The sequence below is a fragment of the Catenulispora rubra genome (assembly GCF_015356825.1).
Classification (GTDB): domain Bacteria; phylum Actinomycetota; class Actinomycetes; order Streptomycetales; family Catenulisporaceae; genus Catenulispora; species Catenulispora rubra.
Genome location: NZ_JAACYW010000196.1, coordinates 1 through 22,244 on the forward strand (window position 1 = coordinate 1; position 22,244 = coordinate 22,244).

The 22,244-nt window shown below is 69.7% G+C and carries 11 protein-coding genes; 9 read left to right on the forward strand and 2 right to left on the reverse strand.

Translation table 11 applies throughout. The annotated features are described in order from the left end of the window. The 6 genes from GWK61_RS37225 to GWK61_RS37250 all read left to right on the forward strand — a co-directional run. A partial coding sequence (locus GWK61_RS37225) for an ABC transporter permease (protein WP_194916404.1) occupies positions 1 to 793 on the forward strand: 793 nt, incomplete at its 5' end. A gap of 55 nt (positions 794 to 848) precedes the next feature. After that, positions 849 to 3,032, forward strand: coding sequence for an MMPL family transporter (locus GWK61_RS37230; protein WP_323747923.1), 2,184 nt, complete (start codon positions 849 to 851; stop codon positions 3,030 to 3,032). A gap of 293 nt (positions 3,033 to 3,325) precedes the next feature. Beyond that, on the forward strand, positions 3,326 to 4,075 hold the full coding sequence (locus tag GWK61_RS37235) for a TetR/AcrR family transcriptional regulator (RefSeq protein WP_323747924.1): 750 nt from the start codon (positions 3,326 to 3,328) through the stop codon (positions 4,073 to 4,075). A gap of 77 nt (positions 4,076 to 4,152) precedes the next feature. Continuing rightward, positions 4,153 to 5,352 (forward strand): MAB_1171c family putative transporter, encoded by a 1,200-nt coding sequence (locus GWK61_RS37240; RefSeq protein WP_194916406.1) that lies wholly within the window; start codon positions 4,153 to 4,155, stop codon positions 5,350 to 5,352. A gap of 3 nt (positions 5,353 to 5,355) precedes the next feature. After that, on the forward strand, positions 5,356 to 6,303 hold the full coding sequence (locus GWK61_RS37245; protein ID WP_194916407.1) for an NAD-dependent epimerase/dehydratase family protein: 948 nt from the start codon (positions 5,356 to 5,358) through the stop codon (positions 6,301 to 6,303). A 96-nt stretch (positions 6,304 to 6,399) separates the two neighbouring features. Further along, on the forward strand, positions 6,400 to 9,876 hold the full coding sequence (locus tag GWK61_RS37250; protein ID WP_194916408.1) for an aminotransferase class I/II-fold pyridoxal phosphate-dependent enzyme: 3,477 nt from the start codon (positions 6,400 to 6,402) through the stop codon (positions 9,874 to 9,876). Between the two features lie 70 nt (positions 9,877 to 9,946). Here the strand turns inward: GWK61_RS37250 and GWK61_RS37255 are convergent, their stop codons facing one another. Together GWK61_RS37255 and GWK61_RS37260 are read right to left on the reverse strand one after the other, a co-directional pair. After that, the gene (locus GWK61_RS37255) at positions 9,947 to 10,498 is read right to left on the reverse strand and encodes a toxin (RefSeq protein WP_194916409.1); all 552 of its coding nucleotides are present in this window, start codon (positions 10,496 to 10,498) and stop codon (positions 9,947 to 9,949) included. Further along, the gene (locus tag GWK61_RS37260; RefSeq protein ID WP_194916414.1) at positions 10,495 to 10,932 is read right to left on the reverse strand and encodes a helix-turn-helix domain-containing protein; all 438 of its coding nucleotides are present in this window, start codon (positions 10,930 to 10,932) and stop codon (positions 10,495 to 10,497) included. The genes GWK61_RS37255 and GWK61_RS37260 overlap by 4 nt, the downstream gene beginning before the upstream one ends. Positions 10,933 to 11,464: 532 nt before the next feature. On the opposite strand from GWK61_RS37260, the gene GWK61_RS37265 reads away from it, so the two are divergent. From GWK61_RS37265 to GWK61_RS60020, 3 genes are all read left to right on the forward strand, one after another. Beyond that, positions 11,465 to 12,736: a cation:proton antiporter gene (locus GWK61_RS37265; RefSeq protein ID WP_194916410.1), complete on the forward strand. Its 1,272-nt coding sequence runs from the start codon at positions 11,465 to 11,467 to the stop codon at positions 12,734 to 12,736. A 74-nt stretch (positions 12,737 to 12,810) separates the two neighbouring features. Continuing rightward, the gene (locus tag GWK61_RS37270; RefSeq protein ID WP_194916411.1) at positions 12,811 to 15,714 is read left to right on the forward strand and encodes a helix-turn-helix transcriptional regulator; all 2,904 of its coding nucleotides are present in this window, start codon (positions 12,811 to 12,813) and stop codon (positions 15,712 to 15,714) included. 24 nt (positions 15,715 to 15,738) lie between these two features. Further along, positions 15,739 to 21,318 carry an ATP-binding protein gene (locus tag GWK61_RS60020; RefSeq protein ID WP_194916412.1) on the forward strand — a complete coding sequence of 1,860 codons (5,580 nt, stop codon included), beginning with the start codon at positions 15,739 to 15,741 and terminating at the stop codon, positions 21,316 to 21,318. Positions 21,319 to 22,244 lie beyond the last annotated feature (926 nt).

The following is a 22,244-nucleotide window of genomic DNA, read 5'->3' on the forward strand; positions in this document are numbered from 1 at the left end:
CGCCTCCGGCAAGCGCGGCCGCAAAGCCGGCCCGTTCACCGCCTCGGCGACCTTCGGCAGCCGCGCCCTGCTCAAGATCAAGCACGACCCCAAGCAGCTGGTCGACTCCGCCGCCATCCCGATCCTGTTCACCGTCCTGTTCACCTACCTGTTCGGCGGCGCCATCAGCGGCTCGACCGGCGACTACCTCAAGACCCTGCTGCCCGGCGTGCTGACGATGAGCATCGCCATCGTCACCATGTACGGCGGCGCGCGCCTGGCGCAGGACATGCACAACGGCGCCTTCGACCGCTTCCGCGGCCTGCCGATCTGGCGCGGCGCCTTCGTCCTCGGCGGCCTGCTCAGCGACGCCTTCCGCTACCTGTTCGCCTCGGCCATCGTGATCGTCCTGGGCCTGGTCATGGGCTACCGCCCGCACGGCGGCGCGCTCGGCGTGCTGGCCGCGGTGGCCGTGGTCGTCGCCTTCGGGATCGCGCTGTCCGTGCTGTGGGCCGTGGTCGCGCTGCTGGTGCGGGACGCGGCGGTGGTCATCAGCATCGCCAACGCGGTCCTGATCCCGCTGTCGTTCGCCAGCAACATCTTCGTCTCACCGGGCACCATGCCGCGCTGGCTCCGGGACTTCGTCGACGTCAACCCGCTGAGCCACATCGCCAGCGCGGCCCGGGACCTGATGAACGGGGCCGGCGGGGCCGGCAGCACCGGCGGCGCCGTCGCCTGGTCCCTGATCGCCACCGCCGTCGTCTTCTTCGCCTGCACTCCGATCGCCCTGCACCTCTACGGCAAGCAGAATTAAGGATTGGTTGACCATGTCTGCCCTCGCACGCTGGTGTTATCAACACCGTTTCGTCGTGATCACCATCTGGGTGGCGCTGCTCGTCGGCCTGGGGGTGATGTCGGGGGTGGTGAAGAACAAGACCGACAACTCCCTCGTGCTGCCGGGCACGGGCTCGAACACCGCCCAGGAACTGCTCCAGCGGTCGGGCGCGGCGCAGGCCGGCGACGCCGACCAGATCGTCTGGCAGGTGGGTCCCGGCCACAGCGTCACCGAGCCGGCGGTCCAGCAGCGGATCACCGCGATGCTCACCCAGGTGTCGCACCTGCCTGAAGTGGCCTCGGTCGCCGGCCCCTACAGCCCCGGCGGCGAGGTCCAGCTCAGCTCGGACAAGCGCACCGCGTACGCGACGGTGAACTTCACCAAGCAGGCCGACACCCTGAACCACGACGACGTCAAGCAGGTGATCTCGACGGCCACCGCGGCCCGCGAGCCGGGCCTGGCGGTCGAACTCGGCGGCGCCGCGATCGAGAGCGTCCAGACGCCGCCGTCCTCCACCTCTTCGGCGATCGGCATCGCCGCGGCCGCGGTCATCCTGTTCGTGGTCTTCGGATCCCTGCTGGCCACGGCCCTGCCGATCGTCACCGCGGTGGCCGGGGTCGGCAGCGGCATGCTGCTGGTCAGTCCCCTGAGTCACGTGATGGCCGTGAACGGCGTCGCGCCGGTCCTCGGCGCCCTGATCGGCCTCGGCGTCGGCATCGACTACGCGCTGTTCATCCTGACCCGGCACCGCCGCGGCCTGGAGGCTGGGCTGGACCCGGAGCAGTCGACCGTGGAGTCGCTGAACTCCACCGGCCGCGCGGTCCTGTTCGCCGGCGGCACGGTGTGCATCGCCCTGCTCGGCCTGCTCACCATCGGCGTCGGGTTCATCAACGGGCTGGCCGTCCCGGCGGCCATGACCGTGGTGTGCACTGTGATCGCTTCCCTGACGCTGCTGCCGGCTCTGTTCGGGGTGTTCGGTCTGCGGGTGCTGGGCCGCCGCCGGCGCCGTGCGCTCCTGGCCGGCGAACAGGGCCGGGCGGAGAGCGGCCAGGGCACCTGGGCCCGTTGGGCGCAGGCCGTGCCGCGGTTCGCCCCGGTGCTCGCCACCGTCGGGCTGGCGGCCATGCTCCTGATCGCCTCTCCGGTGCTGCACCTGAAGCTGGGTTTCGTGGACGCGTCCAACGACGCCACGTCCAGCACCTCTTATAAGTCCTATGAGATGCTCGCGGACGGCTTCGGGCCGGGCTTCAACGGCCCGCTGTTCCTGGTCTCCGAGGTCCACTCCCCGGCCGACCAGGCCGCACTGGACCGGCTCGACACCGCGCTGGCCACCGTGCCGGGCGTCGCCGCCGTGCAGGCCCCGCCGGCGCCGGCCACGCCGGCCGCCGGAGGCTCGGCGATCGAGGTCACCCAGGTCCTGCCCAAGACCGCGCCGCAGGCCCAGGCGACCTCTGATCTGATCAACCATCTGCGGGACTCAGTGGTGCCGGAATACGCGGACGGCACCGCGCTGAAGGTCTACGTCGGCGGCGTGACGGCCTCGAACGACGACTTCGCGGCGATGACGAACGCCAAGCTGCCGCTGCTGCTGGTCACGGTCGTGGGGCTGAGCTTCCTGCTGTTGCTGGTGGCCTTCCGCAGCCTGCTGATCCCGACCCTGACGGCGCTGCTGAACCTGCTGGCGGCGGCGGCCTCGTTCGGCGTCCTCACCGCGTACTTCCAGTGGGGTTGGGGCACCCGGCTGTTCGGCCAGGGCGCGGCCAGCCCGATCATGGGCTACATGCCGGAGATCGTGCTGGCGGTGCTGTTCGGCCTGTCGATGGACTACCAGGTCTTCCTGGTCAGCCGGATGGCCGAGGAGTGGACGCACACCCGGGACAACACCCGGGCGGTGATCGCCGGCCTGACCCACACCGCGCGGGTGATCACCGCGGCGGCGCTGATCATGATCGCGGTGTTCGCCGCGTTCTCCCTGACCAGCCAGCGCGACGTCGCCGAGTTCGGCGTGGGCCTGGCCGCCGCGGTGGCCCTGGACGCCTTCATCGTGCGGACGGTGCTCGTGCCGTCGGTGATGTATCTGCTCGGCCCGGCCAACTGGTGGCTGCCGAAGTGGCTGGACCGCCGGATGCCGCATCTGGCGATCGAGCCGCCGGCCGGCGGGGCCGCTCCGGCTGCCGGCGGTGTTCGGAACTTGACAGACAGTTCTGTGAATTCTTGACAACTTCTTCCGCATAGTGGACTGCCGAGGCCGGGACGCGAAACCGACATTACCGGGCATCCCGGCCCCGGTCCCACGTCGCGGGGAATTTGTCAGGAGAGGATTGCCGATCGGAGGGTCCGTATATGTGACTCTCCGACCTGGTGGAAGTCTGTTCCACCGCGTATATGGGGGCCTAGTAGATTGCCGGACCGGCCTTCGTCGGCTCGATCCGGTGACACATCATCAGGTGTGAACCAGAACGCCGATGACAACGCAAAGTCACGAGATTTTCGCTTGGAGTCCTTGCCGCAGTGCCGTCGGTGCTGGAAGACTCACTCATCGTGAACGCGTCCGAAATGAACAACAGTCAGTCACAAGCAGTTCCTGAGGAATCCGTTAAGGAAGCCGCCCGGCGGCTGCTCGCCGAACTGGGCGCGAACGGTCTGTCAATTGTCGCCGTGGCCGAAGAACTCGATGTGGCGACGGATCGGATCACTTTCGCACATCCTCATGATCTGCTCACCGCACTGATCATCGATGCCTACGACGCGTCCGCCACCGCGATGGAAGAAGCCGATCTCGACGCCCGCGAACGCCAGGCCGGTCCCGGAGGGCGGCTGCTGGCCGCGGCTCGGGGACTGCGTCAGTGGTCGATCACGAATCCGGTCGAGTTCGCTTTGATCTACGGCTCCCCGGTTCCCGGCTACGACGCGCCGCCGGAGACCGTGCCGCCTGCCGCGCGCACCCCTGCCGTGCTCGCCGGCATCGTGCGCGCCGCCCTGGAGGAGGGTGCGCTGGAGCCGCCGCGCCGCCCGATCCCCGGGCCTCCGCTGATCCGGCAGGAAGCGGTGGAGGTGTTCGGCGGCCTGCCGCCGGAGCCCTACTCCGACCTGCTGGAGCGCGGCATCGTCCTGTGGAGCAATCTCATCGGCCTGCTGGTCTTCGAGGTCTTCAGCAGGACCCATGACAGCGTCAGCGACCAGGGCGCGTTCTTCGATTATGCGATCGCGGTGACCGCCGAGCACATCGGGCTGAGTGTGCCGGCGGGCGACACCGACTGACAACTGAACAACTGAACATCTCGATCGGGCGAAAGTCACAAGGGGGCGCTGTGTTCAGTTCAAGGATGGCTCTATTCATGATCACGGCGGTGTGTTCGTACGCCGCCTTCCTCTACAAGGCAAGCCACGCGCGCCGGGGGTGGCGCGACGCGGTCTACCGGACCCTGATGGCCACGCTGTTCCTGCAGTGCCTGACCTTCACCATGGGGGCCGTGGCCACGGGCTCGCCGAACCTGCTCGGCGTGGGCAACTCGGCGATCCTCGTCATGCACCTGGCCGCCGTGGCCTACTGCGTGGGGGCCGAGATCCTGCTGCTCCAATGGGCCGAACCATTGCCCGCCATCAGGAGCGGAATCCGGAACTGGGTGTTCTTCGGGTTGGGAACCGACGTACTCCTGGTTCTGCTGTTCTTCGTTTCAGGTGCCCCGCACAAGCCCGCGACGGCATTGACCACCGGCAGTAAAGATCTTCTTCTGCTCGCTTACCTTGTCGTGTTCATCGTCTCGCAGACGATCCCCTGCGTGACGATCTTCCGGGCATGCCTGTCGTACGCGAAGTTGACAGACAAGATCTGGTTGCGCCGCGCTTTGCGGTTCCTCACAGTGGGTTCGGTTCTGTTGTTCATGTATTGCGTGACGCGAACCGTCAACATGATCGGCGCGGCGGCGGGCGCCAACGTCAACGGGTTGAAGATCGTGCCCGCGGCGTTCAGCGGGCTGGGCATCATCGTGGTGTCGATCGGCCTGACCATGCCGTCCTGGGGACCCCGCCTGTCGGATCTCGGGCAGTGGATCGAGAACATCTTCTCCTACCGGGCTCTTTATCCGCTGTGGAACGCGGTGTGCGAGGAGTCGCCGGAAATCGTTCTGGAACCCCGCAACTCCGGGGTCTCGAACCTGCATTACCGGCTGCACCGGCGGGTGGTCGAGATCAGAGACGGATGGCGCGCGCTGCGTCCCTACATGGACGTCGCCGAGCAGCCCGACGCCGAGGCCGCGAACGGCACGGCGCCGGGAGCGGGCCCGAACAACGATCAGGCGCTCGCCGAGGCGGTCCGGATCAGGGACGCGATACGCGCCAAGCGCGACGGACACGTCCCGGACTCCGAGCGCCGCCGGCCCGGATTCGAGGAGCGGGACGCCACGACCCTGGCCGACGAGGTGTCCTGGCTGGCGAAGGTCTCGTCCGCCTACGCCAAACTGCCCGGCTTCGATGCGGCACGGGGGTCCTGGAACGGCATGTCTCAGGGCCGCGCGCTGGAGAACAGTGAGAGTTGAGATATGAGCTTCCACCTCGTGGTCGGCAGCGGTCCGGCCGGGGCGGCCACGGCTGAGTTCCTGGCCGCCCGGGGCCACCGGGTCCGGGCGGTCAGCCGCTCGGACCAGCCGCCCCGGCCGGGGGTCGAGCACGTCAGGCTGGACGCGACCGACGCCGCCGCGCTCATCGCGGTGGCGGCCGGGGCCGCGGCGGTCATCAACTGCGCGTGCCCGCCGTACCACCGCTGGCCGCAGGAGTGGCCGGCGCTGGCCTCGTCGGTGCTCGCCGCGGCCGAGGCATCGGGCGCGGTGCTGGTGACCCTCGGCAATCTCTACTCCTACGGACCGGTCGACGGGGCCTTCACCGAGGACCTTCCGCTCGCGGCGACCGGCCCGAAGGGCCGTACCCGCGCGGCGGTGTGGAGCCAGGCCTGGGAAGCCCACCAGAGAGGGCGGGTCCGGATGACCGAGGCGCGGCCCTCGGACTTCTTCGGTCCGGGCGTGACCGACGGCGGCCACCTTGCCGGCCGGGTCATGCCGCAGCTGCTGCAGGGCAAGACGATCCGGGTCATGGGCGATCCGGATGCCGCACACAGTTGGACCTACGTGCCGGACGTCGCGCGGACCCTGGCCCGCCTGGCGCAGGACGAACAGGCATGGGGGCGGGCCTGGCACGTGCCGACCGCACCCGCGCTGTCCGCCCGGTCGATGATCGGCAAGCTCGCCGCACAGGCGGGCGTGACCGCGCCGCCGGTGCGGTCGGTGCCGGCCGCCGTCCTGCGCGTCGGGTCCATGACCTCACCCCTGCTGCGGGAGCTGCGGGAGGTGCGTTACCAGTTCGACCGGCCGTTCGTAGTGGATTCGAGCGCTTACAGCGCGAGGTTCGGGGAGGAACCGACTCCGCTCGACGACCAGATCCAGACCACTGCCGCCTGGTGGCGGCAGCGCGTCGGCCTTCCGACGGCCGGCTGACCGGCGGCCGGGGCGACCCCCCGGTCCGCAGATCCGCACGTCTGTTGAGAGTTAACACTCGCCGCTGCTCCGGGCAGACGCCACTGCCCTTCGAGCATGCTTCGCAGGGAGGGGAACATCGTGCTACCGCTCAACCATGCGCCAAATCGGGACGACATCGCCATCGTGGGGATGAGCTGTCGCTTTCCGGGGGCTGAGAACGTCAACGAATACTGGAACCTGCTGAAGGACCCGGAACCGCAGTTCGCCCCGATCCCGCGGGCGCGGTGGGTCCACGACTCCTTCTTCAGCGACGACCGACGAGATACGCACACCGCGTACGTCGACCGGCTGGCGTCGGTGGCCGACGCCGGCATGTTCGACGCCAAGCACTACAAGATCCCTCCGCGCCGGGCCCGAGCCCTCGACCCGCAGCATCGTCTGCTGGTGGACCTGGCGCGAGAAGCGATCCAGGACGCCGGCTGGGAGACCTCGGGGTTCGACCGCGAGAACACCTCCGTGATCGTCGGACTCGGCGAGAGCGGCTACCGGGAGCTCAGCACGATCAACCTCCGGTTGCGGCAGATCGCCAGGGGCGAGTTCGGCTCGGCGTCATCGGACCCGGGCTGGACGGCCGCGGGTGCTGCGGTCGAAGGACTCCACGGCACGGCCCTGTCCGGGCTGCTGATGAACATGGGGCCGAGCTCGATCAGCTCGACACTCGGTCTGCACGGCGAGAGCTACGCCATCGAGTCGGCGTGTTCCGGCGGGCTCGCGGCGATCGCCAACGCGGTCTTCGCCCTGCGTACCGGCCGGTGCAAGATCGCGCTGGCCGGGGCCGCGCAGCTCATCCTGGTCCCCGACCTGCTCATCGGGCTGTGCCGGATCGGCGCGCTGTCCCCGTCGGGGACCTGCCGTCCGTTCGACACCAGGGCCGACGGCTTCGTGCTCGGCGAGGGGGCCGGCGTCCTCGTGCTCAGGCCGCTGGCCGACGCCCAGGCGGCCGGCGACCGGATCTACGCGGTCATCCGCGGCGTCGGACTGTCCAACGACGGCCTGGTCGAGGGCGGCATGACTCCTCAGGCCGAGGGGCAGATGCTGGCTCTGCGGCGCGCTTATCAGGATGCCGCGGTCCCGATGGGATCCGTCGGCTATCTGGAGGCGCACGGCACCGGGACCTCCGTCGGAGACCGGGTCGAGATCAGTGCCCTGCGAGAGCTTCGGCAGGACACCTCGCGCGTGGCCCACTTCGGCGCCGTGAAGGCGGTGGTCGGGCACGCCCTCGGCGCGGCGGGCATCGCCGGGCTGATCAAGTCGGTGTTGAGCGTGCACAAGAAGCAGATCGTGCCCCAGCCCGACGTCCGGCCGGACGAGAACCTGGGCCTGGAGGCGGCCGGACTGACGGTTCCCGAGAAGCTCACCGAGTGGGTCGAGCCGGAGGGGCCGCTGCGGGCCGGGGTGAGCGCGTTCGGGTTCGGCGGGACGAACGTCCACGTCGTCATCGAGCAGGACATGTCGGCGGCCCCGGTTAACCCGCAGCCGGCTCCGCGGCCGGAAGTGCTGGTGTTCAGCGCCCGGGACTGTGCGGGTCTGGCCGCATACGCTGCGGGAGTGGCCAAGGCTGTCGCAGAGGACTGTCTACCGCTGTCGTCGGTGGCCGAGACCCTGGCCCGACGCTCTCCTCTGGGCGAGCAGATGACCGTTGTCGCCCACGATGCGCAGGACGCGAGCCGGAAGCTGGCCCTGGCCGCGGCACTTGTCGGCGCGGAGGCGGCGAGCAGGCCGGAGGAGGGGGTGTTCTTCGGTACTGTGCCGACCGATCTGGACGTCGTCCCGCGCGGTGACGCGGACGAGGCCCGGCCGCTGTGTACTCTGCCGCCGAGCCCGCTGGCCCCGAAGCACTACTGGATCGTCGACGAGAGCAAGCAGAGCATCGACGAGATCGCGCCTGTTTCAGTGGCGGCCTCTTCGCGCTTTCCCGAAGCGGTGTCCGCAACAGTGCCCGATGCAATGTCTGGTGTAGTGCCTGGTGTGGTGTCTGATGTGGTCCCTGATGCAGTGCCGGCGACGGCGCCGGCCGGCGTGGACATCCTCGGGCTAGTCCTCGAAGAGGTCGCGCGGATCAGCGCGTTCTCCGTCTCCGACCTCCAGGACCACATGGGGCTGGTGGAAGACCTCGGATTCGACTCGCTGATGATTCGCGAACTGGACGTCAGCATCAAGAAGCGCATCCCCGGCCTACGGAAGATGCTGGACGAACTGGTCGGGAAGGTCACCATCGCGGAGATCGCCGGCCTGATCGAGGCCGACCCGGCCGTGGTCGGCCTGAGCAGTACCCTGATTCGCCAGGCAGTGGAGGAGCCTTTGCCGGAGGTCACCTGGGAGCCGGACAGCACCGGCATAGAGGGCTTCGCCGAGCTGAACCAGTTCGAGGCGCGAGTCCGCGAGATCCGGAAGCTGGGCCTTCCCAACGCCTACTTCCGCATCCACGAGGGAAACATCCGCAACACGACGACCATCGACAACAAGCAGTACATATCGTTCAGCAGCTACAACTACCTGGGGCTGTCCGGCCATCCGGTGGTGACCGAAGCGGTCCGCTCCGCGGTGGAGCGCTACGGATCGTCGGTCTCGGCGAGCCGGGTGCTGGCCGGCGAACGGCCGCTGACCCGGCAGCTGGAACAGGAGCTGTCCCGCCTGCTCGGCACCGAGGACTGCGTCACGCTGGTCAGCGGGCACGCCACGAACGTCACCGCCATCGGGCATATCGTCGGGCCCAAGGACCTGATCGTGCACGACGCGCTGGCGCACGACAGCATCCTTCAGGGCTGCCGTCTGTCCGGCGCGAAGCGCCGTCCGTTCGCGCACAACGACGTCGAGCAGCTGGACGACATCCTGCGGCGGACCAGATCGAACTTCCGCCGGGTCCTGATCGCGGTCGAGGGCGCGTACAGCATGGACGGCGACATCGCCGAACTCCCCGGCCTGATCGCGCTGAAGAAGCGGTACGGCGCCCTGCTCTTCGTCGACGAAGCGCACAGCGTCGGGGTTCTGGGGTCACGCGGCGGCGGCGTCGGAGACCACTTCGACGTCGACCGGTCCGACGTCGATCTGTGGATGGGCACCCTGTCCAAGTCGCTGGCCAGCTGCGGCGGATACCTGGCCGGATCGGCCAGGACGATCAACTGGCTGAAGTACACGCTGCCCGGGTTCGTTTACAGCGCCGGCCTCACACCGGCCAACGCCGCCGCGGCGCTCGCCGCCGTCCAGCTCATCCGGAGCGAACCGGAACGCTTGGCGGCCCTGCATGAAAACGCTGACTTGTTCCGGCGACTGGCCGAGGACGCGAACGTGAACATCGGGTCCAGCCGGGCCACTCCGGTCGTGCCGTGCATCATCGGGGATTCCGCAAAAACGTTGAGGCTTGCGAGCCGGTTGTTCGAGCGCGGCATCGTCGTGGACCCGATCCTGCACCCCGCGGTGGAGGAGAAGTTGTCCCGTTTGCGGTTCTTCATGACCAGCGAGCACCACAGCGAGGAAGTCCGGTACGCGGTGGACGTACTGGCCGAGGAACTGTCCGCCCTCGGCGGCTGACGCGGGGTCCGCAGGCCGCCGCGGGCCTACGGGAGTAGTCAGAACGTGCTGTAGGGCTTCGGGAGAGGCCCTACAGCAGGGTTCGCTCGATGCGTCCGATGACGCTTTCCTCGGGCCCTGACTCCGGATCGGCGGGCCGCAGCGAGGTGTCGACGTGCTCGGCGAGCAGGTGCGCGACGACCTCGGCCTCCTGCTCCTGGACGTCGTCGTAGGTGGTGCGCATGAGCATGTCGCGCACGATCGCCGGGTCGAGGTTGGGGAAGAGCAGCCGGGAGCTGGTGTCGTCCGGCAGGCCCAGCCCGTGGTGGCCGCAGATGATGTGGCCGAGCTCGTGCAGGATGATGTGGTCCTGGTGGGCGCTGGTGGTGTTGGTGTCGTAGAAGATCAGGTCCTCCACGAGGCCGGCGACCCACAGCCCGCAGGGATACGCGGCCGGTATCGCCAGCGGGACCAGCGCGATCGGGCGGTTCCGCTTGTCCTCGAGCGTGTGGCACAAGGTGGCCACGTCGCACGGGGTCGGCAGGTCGAGGTCGCGGATCCGGCGCTCGCAGCGCCCGCGCAGACGGCGCAGTTGTTTGCGGCGATCGCCTTCGGCCGTGTCGGGCCCCGCCGGGGGCTTCATTTCTTGTCGCCGTCGCCGACGGGCGGCAGGCCCTGCATCTGGCGGTACTGGTCCATGATCGCGGTGATGGCTTGCAGGGTGTCCTCCCTCATGCCGGCAGCACGCATGGCCACGCTGCGGACACCCGCGTGCTTCATGGCCTCCACCGCGGCGAGTTCGGCCTGCACCGAGTCGGCCAACTTCTCGTCGAAGAAGTAGGCGACGGACACGCCGAAGAACCCCGCGAGCGCCGACAGTAACTCGTGCGAGGGGTTGCTCCGCTTGCCGGTACGCAACTGGGAGAGGTACACCGCGCCAACTTTCAGGTTCGGCACCCGCTCCTTGAGCTCTTCGGCGACCTCCGCGTTGGTCCACTGCCGGCCCTGCGGACGCACCGTCCGGAACAGGCTGTCCAGACGGACGGCAAACGTTGATCGTTCTTCTGCGGTGGACAGCCCGTCCCCGGCGTCGGTGCGGTCCTCTGTCTCGGACACGGGGTCCTCTGTACTGGGCATACGTTCACCTCCAGCTATCCCCGATTCGCGGTCAGCTAATTTTCACAGGATAGGACGGGCATGGACGGTTGACAAACCTCCTCAAGTTCCGGAACTGTAGGCCCCGATACGAGATAGCTGGTAGCTAATCAGATCAACATCGACTAGCGGGTAGCTTTCCTCAAGTCGGCGGCGGATGCGCCGCCGGACACCGGGGGGTGTCTCGCCTGAGCTGTAAGTGCGCTTCCCAGAGCAGGTCGGAGCCGATCCGAAGCAGATGGGCCGCGATGTGCCGGGGGTCTTCCGAGCCGACCGCGAGGTCGGGCACGGGTGGCGGGTTGGCCACGCCCACCACCGAACAGAACCCCGCCGCCGTCGCACCGGTCCGTCCGCCGCCGTTTCGACACCCTGCCTGCTCCCCGCCTTCGGACGCGTACCGGCGCCGATCGTCCCGCGCGCTGACCTCTCAACAAGTTGGGGTGGCACAATGAACATGGATGTAGTCACAGCAGACGTCATAGGCGATATCGCCCTCGTCCTAGGCGCCTCCTATGTCTTCGGCGCCCTTGCGCGCCGAGTCGGGCAGCCGACCGTGGTCGGCCAGATCGTCGCCGGCATCGCCCTCGGACCGAGCCTGCTCGGCCGGTTTCCGGGCCACCTGTCGCACCGCCTCTTCACGACTGACGCAGTGCCCTTCCTTTCCGTCGTCGCCCAGATCGCCGTCGTGGTCTTCATGTTCGGCGTCGGCTACGAGATCGAGCCGCGGTCCGTCCGGAACAACCGCAAGCCGGTGTTGCTGATCGCGCTCGGCGCGATGGTCGTTCCGCTGGCCCTCGGCTCGGCCGTGGCCCTGGGCGTCGAGCACGTCGGCACCTTCGACGGCCACCACACCGTCGGCCGCTCCTTCTTGTTGTACATGGGAGTCGCGACGTCGATCACCGCGCTGCCGGTCCTGGCCGCGATCGTCAGGGAGCGCGGACTGGCCGGCAGCGTCGTCGGTGATGTCGCCACCGCCGCCGCCGGGCTGATGGACGTCGTGGCCTGGCTCGTCCTGGCGGTCGCGCTCATCGGTACCAAGGCGGCCGGGAGCCGGTCCTGGTCCCAGACCGTGCTGCTGCTCGTGGTCTTCGTCGCGGTGATGTTCCTGGTGGTGCGTCCCGCGCTCCAGTGGTGGAACCGGCGCCCCGGCTCGGTGATGGCCAGCCAGGTCCCGATCGCCCTGCTGCTCGCCACGGCCGGCGCCTGGGCCACCGCGGACCTAGGTCTGCACCCGATCTTCGGGGCCTTCGTCGCCGGACTCGCCATGCCCAAGCCGGACGGCGCGCCGGATGCAGAGGTGCTGCGCTCGACGGAACAGACCGGAGGGCTGCTGCTGCCGCTGTTCTTCGTGGTCACCGGCCTGACGGTCAACATCGGCGCGCTCAAGGGCGAGGACCTGGCCCTGCTCGCGGTGATCCTGGTGTGCTCGATCGGCGGGAAGTTCGCCGCCGGCTACGCCGCGGCGCGGCTCGCCGGCATGGACAACCGCCGCTCCACCATGATCGGCGCCCTGGTGAACACCAGAGGCCTGACCGAACTCATCGCCCTCAACGTGGGGCTGCGCGCCGGCATCATCGACAGCCGGCTGTTCACCATCCTGGTCCTCATGGCCCTGATCACCACCGCCATGACCGGGCCGCTCATCACCGCGATCCACAAGCGCGACGCCACCGCGCTGGGGATCCCCGACCGCGCCGCCGCCACCGGCGCGCTGGACCCGTCCTGACATCCCCATGATCGCGTGCATTCGTCGGGTGCTGAGCCAACCCTTGTCCCTGTGCTGCGAACTGGTGAGACGTGATGGATAAGCTGGTCGAACGAGACGTCGTAGAGAAAACCCTGGCCCGGATCCACAACGAGTGCCTGGAAGGACGCAGCCGGCTGGTCGCCCTGGCCGGTCCGCTCGCCAGCGGCAAGACCGCGCTGTTGGAGTCCTTCGCCCGCGAGGCCGCCGGCGCCGGCGCGACCGTGCTGGCCGCCACCGCCTCAAGCCTGGAGCGCTATCAGCCGCTGGGGATCGTCGACCAGCTGCTGAGGGCGTGTCAGATCCATTCCGACGGCCCGGAACTCGAAGTCCGCGCGTTGGTGGAGAGCGTCGGCGGCACCGGCGGCACCGGCGGCACCGGCGGCACCGGCGGCACCGGCGCGCACCGCGAGGCCGCCCCGCCGGCGCTCGGCCTGCTGCACGGCGCGCTCCAGCGCCTGGCCGACAGTCCGCCGGTGATCATCCTGATCGACGACGCGCACTTCATGGACACCGAGTCGCTGCAGTGCCTGCTCACCCTCATGCGCCGGCTGGACGCCGCGCCGGTCTCGTTCGTCGTCACCTACTGCCCCGACATGGGGCGGGACAGCGTCCAGCGGGTCATCCAGGCCGAACTCCTGCGGATGCCGAACTGTACCCAGCTGGACATCGAGCCGCTCTCGGAAACGGGAGTCGCGATGGTGCTGGAGGACTACTTCGACCTCCAGACGGCAGGCCGGATCGCCACCGAGGCCCGGGCGCTCAGCGGCGGCCTGCCGTTACTGGTGCACGCGCTGGCCGAGGACCGCGCCAGCGCGATCGCCGCCTCGACCAACGCCTCGCCCGCCTCGGCCAGCGGGTCCGCCGCCCGGCGGACGATGGCCGGCCCGGCCTTCGGCCGTGCGGTGCTCAGCTGCTTGTACCGGGCAGAACCGGTCGTCCTGGAGATCGCACAGGCCACGGCCACGCTGGGGGAGTTCCGGTCGCCGACCGTCGTCGCGCGGCTGTGCGGCCTGGACCCCGAGGCCGTCGGGCACGTCGCCGCATCTCCGGCCGTCGGGGCCCTGCTGGACTACGACCTGCTCCGGCAGCCGAGCGTGCGGGAGGCGGTGCTGCGCAGCATCCCGCAGCACGACCGGCACCCGATGCGCTCACGTGCCGCCCGGCTGCTGCACCAGGAAGGCGCCCCGGCGCTGGTGACGGCCGAGCATCTGATGCGGATCGACGAAGCGATTCCGTGGGCCCGCCAAGTGTTGTGCGAGGCGGCCGAGCAGACGCTCGCCGATGGAGACCACGAGGCGGCCATCGGCTACCTGGAGCGAGCGCACCGGGAGTCCGCCGGTGGACCGGGCCGGATCGCCACCGCCGCCAAGCTCGCCGAGGTCATGTGGCGGCACAACCCCGCCGCGGTGAAGAGCTACCTGCCCGATCTGCTCGCCGCCGCCGAACAGGGCGAGCTCTCCGCCGCGCAGTCGGTCCCCGTCGTCCGGAGCCTGCTGTGGAACGGACAGGTGGAGCAGGCGACCCGGGTGATCGCCCGGCTGCGTGACGACGCCCAGACCCAGGCAGTACAGACCCAGGCGGGCCAGGACGCTCTTCGATACGCGGAGCTGCTGCGCACCTGGCTCCCGCTTACCTACCCCGGCATCGCGGCCGCCCCCGGAGCGGCGGTCGCAGACTCCGCGACAGCCGGCCCCGGCACCCCCGACAGCCGCGCCGCCGCCGCACTCGGCGCGCTCCTGCGCGGCGCCGGCCACGACGAGACCGTCCCGGCCGCCGAACTCGTGCTGCGCCAGGCCCTGGCCGGCATCGCGGGCCCGGCGGCAGCGCTGGCCTCACTCATGGTCCTGGTTTACTCCGACCGCCTAGACGAGGCCTCGGTCTGGTGCGACGCCCTGCGTGCCTCCATGGGGGAGGCCCACGGGATCGTCTGGTACGCCATGTTCACCGCGGCGCGCGCCGAGATCCACTACCGCCTCGGCGACCTCGCGAACGCCAAGGCCCAGGCGCACGCCGCGTTCACGCTGATGCCGCGTGAGGGCTGGGGGGCGGCCATCGTCATCCCGCTCTCGCTGCTCGTGCTCACCTGCACGGCGATGGGCAACCTGGCGGAGGCCGAGAGTCACCTCGCGTTCCCGGTGCCCAGCGCGGCCTTCGGAACCCTCGGCGGCGCGGCCTACCTCGACGCCCGGGGCCAGTTCCACCTGGCGCGCGGCCGCCACGACGCCGCCGTCCAGGACTTCCTGGCCGCCGGACACCTGCTGAAGGTCTGGGGCGTCGACTGTCCGTCGGCGGTGCCGTGGCGGGTCCATGCGGCCCGCGCCTATATGCACAAAGGCCTGTCGGAGCAGGCTGAGGAGCTGCTGACCGAACAGCTGTCGCTGCTGCCCGCGGATCACCCGCGGGCCCGCGGCATGGCCTATCGGGCCCTGGCCGCCACCCTGCGTCCGCAGGAGCGCTCGCAGGTGCTGGAGAAGGCCGCTACCTCGCTCGACAGCTGCGGCGACGCGTTGAACCTGGCCTACACGCTCGCCGATCTGAGCCGGGCGCAGGAGTCGGTGGGCGAGATCGCCCAGGCCCGCGCGCACGCCCAGAAGGCCAAGACGCTGGCAGAACGCTGTCTTGCGGTACCGCTGCCGGAACCACCGCAGCTGACGGTCGACGAAGGACCGGCCGCGCGATCGCTGAGCGCGTCAGCGGCTTCCACGGTGTCCACTGCTTCTCAGGGCTCTGGCTCGTCGGGCTCGTCGGGATCGCCGGCGTCTCCGGCCCGCCGGCTCAGCTCGGCGGAGTGGCGGGTCGCCGAACTGGCCGCGCGCGGCTCCACGAACGAGCAGATCGCCCGGAAGCTCTTCATCACGGTCAGCACCGTCGAACAGCACCTCACCAGCTCCTACCGGAAGCTCGGCATCTGCCGCCGCACCCAGCTCCGCGCGTGCCTGCCCGAACTCGTTTCCTGATGTGCCCCGAGGAAGGTCCGTAACGTGTTCAAGCGTGTCGCCATCGTCAACCGCGGGGAGCCCGCGATGCGGCTCATCCGAGCCGTGCGAGGACTGGCCGCCCAGACCGGGGAGCGGATCGAGACCGTAGCCCTGTACACCGACGTCGACCGGGCCGCCACGTTCGTGCGCGAAGCCGACCTCGCCCAGGACCTCGGCCCGGCTGCCGCCCGGCCGTATCTGAACCTTGAGGTACTGGAGCGCGCGCTGGTGGCGTCCGGCGCGGATGCGGCGTGGGTGGGCTGGGGCTTCGTCGCTGAGGACCCGGCGTTCGCAGAGCTCTGCGAACGGATCGGTGTCACCTTCATCGGACCGTCCGCGGACGCGATGCGGCAGCTCGGCGACAAGATCGGCGCGAAGCTGCTGGCCGAGGAGGTCGGCGTGCCGGTGGCGCCGTGGAGCCGCGGCGCGGTGGAGACGCTGCCGGCCGCGATCGAGGCGGCGGCCCGGATCGGCTATCCGCTGATGCTGAAGGCCACCGCCGGCGGCGGCGGACGCGGCATCCGCGTGATCACCGACGAGTCAGAACTCGTCGATGCTTATGAGCGCACCAGTGCCGAGGCGGCGCGCGCCTTCGGCTCCGGTGTGGTGTTCCTGGAGCAGCTGGTGACCGGGGCCCGGCACGTCGAGGTCCAGGTGATCGCCGACGGTCAGGGCACGGCGTGGGCGCTCGGCGTCCGCGACTGCTCGGTACAGCGCCGCAACCAGAAGATCATCGAGGAGTCGGCCTCGCCGGTGCTGGCACCGGAGCAGGCCGCCGACCTGAAGGCCTCGGCCGAACGGCTGGCGCTGGCCGTCGGCTACCGGGGAGCGGCGACCGTGGAATTCCTGTACCACCCGGGGAGCCGGTCGTTTGCGTTCCTGGAGGTGAACACCCGGCTCCAGGTCGAGCACCCGATCACCGAGTGCACCACCGGGTTCGACCTGGTCTGGGCGCAGCTGCACGTGGCCTCCGGCGGCACTCTGGACGGCTTGGCGCCGGCCGAGCGCGGGCACGCGATCGAGGCCCGGCTCAACGCCGAGGACCCCGACCGCGACTTCGCCCCGGCCCCGGGCCGGATCGTCCGGCTGGACCTGCCGGCCGGACCGGGCATCCGGGTCGACACCGGGGTCGGCGTCGGCGACGTCATCCCCGCCGACTTCGACTCGATGATCGCCAAGATCATCGCCTACGGCCGGGACCGCGAGCAGGCCCTGGGCCGGCTGCGCCAGGCCATGGCCGAGACCACGGTCGTGATCGAGGGCGGCGCCACCAACAAGAGCTTCGTGCTGGAGCTGCTGGACCGGCCCGAGGTGGTCGACGGCAGCGCCGACACCGGCTGGATCGACCGGGTGCGCGCCGCCGGCGGCCTGGTCCGGCACCGGCACAGCGGCGTCGCGCTCGCGGCGGCCGCGATCGAGGCCTACGGCGAGACCGAGGCGCTGGAGCGGCGGCGGCTGCTGGACACCGCCGCCGGGGGCCGTCCGCAGGTCCGCCATGACAGCGGACGTCCGCTGGATCTGAAGCTGCGCGGCGCGGGCCACCGGGTGCGCGTCGCGCGGATTGATGCGCACCGGTTCCGGGTTCTTATCGAATCAGGGTCCGATGTCGATGCTGATGCTGTTGCCGTCCAGACCGCCGATGTCGAGGTCGAGCGCTTCGACGAGCACCTGGGCCGGATCACCGTCAACGGCCGGCGGCACCGTTTGCTGACCGCCACTCATGGTCCGGTCCACCTGGTCGAGGTGGACGGCGTCGCTCATCGGGTGAGTCGTGACGAGGGCGGCGTGGTTCGGTCTCCGGCTCCGGCGCTGGTGGTCGCTGCGCCGGCGGGGGTCGGTGAGGTGGTCGAGGCCGGGGCGCCGGTGCTTGTGCTGGAGAGCATGAAGATGGAGACGGTGCTGCGGGCGCCTTTCCGGGCGCGGTTGGTGGAGCTTGCGGCTGCTGTGGGGAGTCAGGTGCAGGCCGGGGAGGCTTTGTTGCGGTTGGAGCCGGCGGCTGATGAGGGCTCCGAATCTGGTGCTGACTCCTCCGCCGTCGGGTCCGCCGCCGCTGCTGCCGCTGCCGCTGCCGCTGCCGCGTCCGCCGCGCCGGCCGCCCTGGATCTGCCCGCCGAACCGGACGCCGTCCCCACCGCGCGGCGCCTGATCCGCGGTCAGGAGGACCTGCGCGGCCTACTGCTCGGCTACGACGTCGACCCGCACGACGAGCGCCGCGTCCTGGACGATTACCTCGCCGCGCGGGAAGCCGCCGTCGAAGCCGGCGACCGTCCGCTGGCCGCCGAGGTTGCGCTGGTCGAGGTCTTCGCCGACCTGGCCGAGCTCAGCCGCAACCGCCCGGCGGGGGAGGAGTTCGGCGGTCACAACCAGGGCCACGTGCACAGTGCCCGCGAGTACTTCCACACGTACCTGCAGAGCCTGGACGTCGAGCGCGCTGGGCTTCCAGCGGCCTTCCAGGCGAAGCTCTCCAAGGCGCTGGCGCATTATGGCGTCACTGACCTGGAGCCCGGACCGGACCTGCAGGCTGCGGTGTTCCGGATTTTCCTGGCGCAGCAGCGTGCTGCTTCCGATGCCGCTGCGGTCGCGACCTTGCTGCGTACGTGGCTGCGGGAGGCGCCGCCGCCGGAGGCGCTGCGCCGGCGGGTCGGGCTCGCGCTGGAGCATCTGGTGGCCGCCACGCAGGTTCGTTTTCCGGTGGTCAGCGACTTGGCGCGCGGTGTGGTGTTCGCCTGGCTGGGCCAGCCGTTCCTGCGTCGGCGCCGGGCGCTCGTCTACGACCGGGTTCGCAGGCATCTGCGATACCTGGACCAGAATCCGCAGGCTGCTGATCGCGCCGATCGCGTCGCGGAGATGGTGAGCAGTACTGAGCCGCTGGTGCGGCTGCTCGGGCAGCGCCTGGTCCGCGCCGGTCTGGACAACACGGTGATGCTGGAGGTCCTGACCCGCCGGTACTACGGCAACACGGGCCTGACCGGGATCCGTACCACTGATGCCGCCGGCTGCCGGTTCGTGGTCGCCGACCGCGTCGACGCGCGGATGGTATCGGTCGCGGTTCGGTTCGAAGATCTCGGACGTGCACTGGACGGCCTGGCACAGGTGGCCGGCTCCGAGGAACCGCCGGTCGACGCCGACGTTTATCTGTCGTGGGAGAAGCAGCCTGCTGATGACGACACGATGGTCGCTGCTTTGTACGACGCCATCACTGAGCTTCCGCTGCCGCCTGGGATTCGTCGTCTCACTACGACCGTCGCCGGCCATCGCGGCTCGGTGACGCATCATCACGTTACGTTCCGTCCGTCGGCCGACGGGTTCCGCGAGGACCGCCTGATCCGCGGCCTGCACCCCTATATTGCGCAGCGCATGCAGATCGAGCGGCTGAGCAAGTTCGACCTGACCCGGCTGCCCTCCTCCGACGAGGACGTCCAGCTGTTCCAGTGCGTGGCCCGCGAGAACGCCGCCGACGACCGGCTCATCGCCTTCACCCAGATCCGCGATCTGACCGGACTGCGGGACGACGACGGCCGCTTGGTCTCGCTCCCGACTGCCGAGAACGCCGTCGCCGCCTGTCTGGACTCGATCCGGAACGCTCGCGCGCGGCGTTCGTCGAAGCTGCGCGCGAACACCAACCGGATCGTGGTCTACGTCTGGCCGCCGATCGTCTTCTCCCGCTCGGAACTTGAGGCCATTGCCACGCGGGTCCTCCCGACGACCGATGGGGCCGGCTTGGAGGAGATCCTGTTCATCGGCCGCACCGGCGATCCGCTTACCGGCGCTTTGACGAAGGTCGCTATGCGCGTCTCCTTCGACCCGGCCGGTGGCCGCGAGCTAACCGTCGAGGCCCCGTCTGACGCCCTCATCGAACCCATTGACGGCTACCGCCAGAAGGTCCTGCGCGCGGCTGCCCGGAATACCGTCTACCCGTACGAGCTGACTACTCTGCTTGGCGACTTCGCCGAGTACGACCTCGACGATGAGCATGCGCTGGTGCCGGTCGAGCGGCCGAAGGGCGGCAACCGGGCGGCGATCGTGGCGGGCGTCATCAGCACCGCGACCGAGCGCTATCCCGAGGGCGTCACCCGGGTTCTGCTGCTCGGCGACCCCACCAAGTCTCTCGGCGCGCTGTCGGAGCCGGAGTGCCGCCGGGTGATCGCCGCCCTGGATCTGGCCGAGCGCATGGCGGTGCCGCTGGAGTGGTACGCGCTGTCGGCTGGCGCGCGCATCTCCATGGAGTCGGGCACCGAGAATATGGACTGGGTCGCCGCGGCGCTGAAGCGGATCGTGGAGTTCACCCAGGACGGCGGCGAGATCAACATCGTCTCGGCGGGTGTCAACGTCGGGGCGCAGCCGTACTGGAACGCTGAGGCCACGATGCTGATGCACACGCGTGGCGTCTTGGTGATGACTCCGGACTCTGCGATGGTGCTGACCGGCAAGCAGGCGCTGGACTTCTCCGGTGGGGTGTCGGCCGAGGACAACTTTGGTATCGGTGGCTACGACCGCGTCATGGGCCCCAACGGTCAGGCGCAGTACTGGGCCCCCGACCTTGCCGCCGCGCGCGATGTGCTGATGGCGCACTACGACCACACGTACATCGCCCCCGGCGAAATCGCTCCGCGCCGCGCCACCACCGACGACCCCCATGACCGCGACGTCTCCGGCTTCCCGCATGCGATCGAAGGCAGCGACTTCAACACAGTCGGCGACATCTTCTCCGCTTCCGCGAACCCGGAGCGCAAAAAGGCCTTCGACATCAGGACCGTGATGCGCGCGCTGTCCGACCAGGACCACCCGGTCTTGGAACGCTGGGCCGGCATGGCCGACGCCGAAACTGCCGTGGTGCAGGACGCGCGCCTAGGCGGCCGCCCGGTCTGCTTGCTCGGTATCGAATCAAAGCCCGTACCCCGTCGCGGCTTCCCACCCGCTGACGGCCCCGACTCCTACACCGCCGGCACCCTGTTCCCCCGCTCTTCGAAGAAGGCCGCCCGCGCCATCAACTCCGCCAGCGGCAATCGCCCCTTGGTAGTCCTGGCCAACTTGTCGGGCTTCGACGGCTCCCCAGAATCCCTCCGCAAGCTGCAGCTCGAATACGGTGCCGAGATCGGCCGCGCGATCGTCAACTTCCAGGGCCCGATCGTCTTCTGCGTGATCTCCCGGTACCACGGCGGGGCGTTCGTCGTGTTCTCCAAGGCTCTGAACCCCAACATGACGGTGCTGGCGCTGGAGGGCTCCTACGCCTCGGTGCTCGGCGGCGCCCCCGCCGCCGCCGTGGTGTTCTCCGCCGACGTCGACGCCCGCACCGCCGCCGACCCCCGCATCCGCGGCCTCGAGACCCGCACCGCAGCCGCCGCCGGCACTGAGCGTGCCGCGCTAACCGCCGAGCTCGACGAGTTGCGCACCCAGGTGCGGGCAGAGAAGCTGAGCGAGGTGGCCGCCGAGTTCGACCGCGTGCACGACATCCGCCGCGCGGTCGAGGTGGGGTCGGTGGATGCGGTGATCAAGGCGGCGGAGCTGCGGCCGGCGATCATCGGGGCGGTGGAGGCGATTGTGGATCGGTTGGGGGTGGCTGTGTCGGAGTCAGGAGTTTGATTCGGGACAGTGAAGCCGGGACCAGCGCGCTTGCATAGGCGGCGCGCTGGTTTTCGTGGTTCTGAAGCCGGGGCTGCGAACGCTGGTCTTCGTGGTTCTGAAGCCGGGGCTGCCAACGCTGGTCTTCGTGGCTCTGAAGCCGGGGCCGCCAACGCTGGTCTTCGTGGCTCTGAAGCCGGGGGCTGCCAACGCTGGTGTCGGGCGGGGTGCCTGGGTGCGGTTGGTTTGTGGTTTTACAGGCGATCTTTACGGCTTCGCACATGGTTGGATGGCCTCGCAGGGGACGCAGTTCGGTTGTGCCCCGCAGGTTGCGCTGGCGGCCGCCGGTATTCGCGAACACGACCACGCGGCGATTCAGGCCTTTGCGCAGTGCGTTGGCGGCCGCCGGTGTTCGCGTGCACGACCGCGCGTGGGTCCGAGTCACTGCGCACGCGTTTGGTCTGGCGGGCGCCAGCCGCGTTTGGTGGGCACCTTGAGGCCTCTGGCGGGCCTCCTCGACGAGGGGGCGACCCGCGCGTCCGGCTGTTTGCCGCCGGCCCGCGACTGTTCGGCCTTCTATCCGCTGTTGCCTGCGCCGCGTTGTCCGGCGGCGGTGCTGCTTGTGGTCGCCAAGGTTCTGGGTCCCTCGCCACGTCATCGCCGTAAACGGAACCAGCCCGGTTTGGCGGAATCAAGCCGCATCGCTGCTGCTGTGGTCCGGTTTCGTCCGGCTTGACACCGCCAAACCGGGCAGGTTGGCTGCGCCCGCTGACGCGGCGAGGGACCCAGAACCAACACCCCGCATGGTCCTTCGGACCCCCTCACCACACCACCGGCGGCGCTTCCCGTCACCACCCGCAAGCCATCAAGGCACCGGCTCCCACCGGCACCGCCAGCCCAGCCGCACCGGTCTGCTTGCCGCCCGGCCACCCCGCCCCGCTCACCTC

Bases quoted from the DNA above. Each gene is read 5' to 3' on its own strand.
- GWK61_RS37265 (WP_194916410.1), top strand. From the start codon at position 11,465: ATGGATGTAGTCACAGCAGACGTCATAGGCGATATCGCCCTCGTCCTA.
- GWK61_RS37240 (WP_194916406.1), top strand. From the start codon at position 4,153: ATGATCACGGCGGTGTGTTCGTACGCCGCCTTCCTCTACAAGGCAAGC.
- GWK61_RS37270 (WP_194916411.1), top strand. From the start codon at position 12,811: ATGGATAAGCTGGTCGAACGAGACGTCGTAGAGAAAACCCTGGCCCGG.
- GWK61_RS37250 (WP_194916408.1), top strand. From the start codon at position 6,400: ATGCTTCGCAGGGAGGGGAACATCGTGCTACCGCTCAACCATGCGCCA.
- GWK61_RS37245 (WP_194916407.1), top strand. From the start codon at position 5,356: ATGAGCTTCCACCTCGTGGTCGGCAGCGGTCCGGCCGGGGCGGCCACG.
- GWK61_RS37255 (WP_194916409.1), bottom strand. From the start codon at position 10,498: ATGAAGCCCCCGGCGGGGCCCGACACGGCCGAAGGCGATCGCCGCAAA.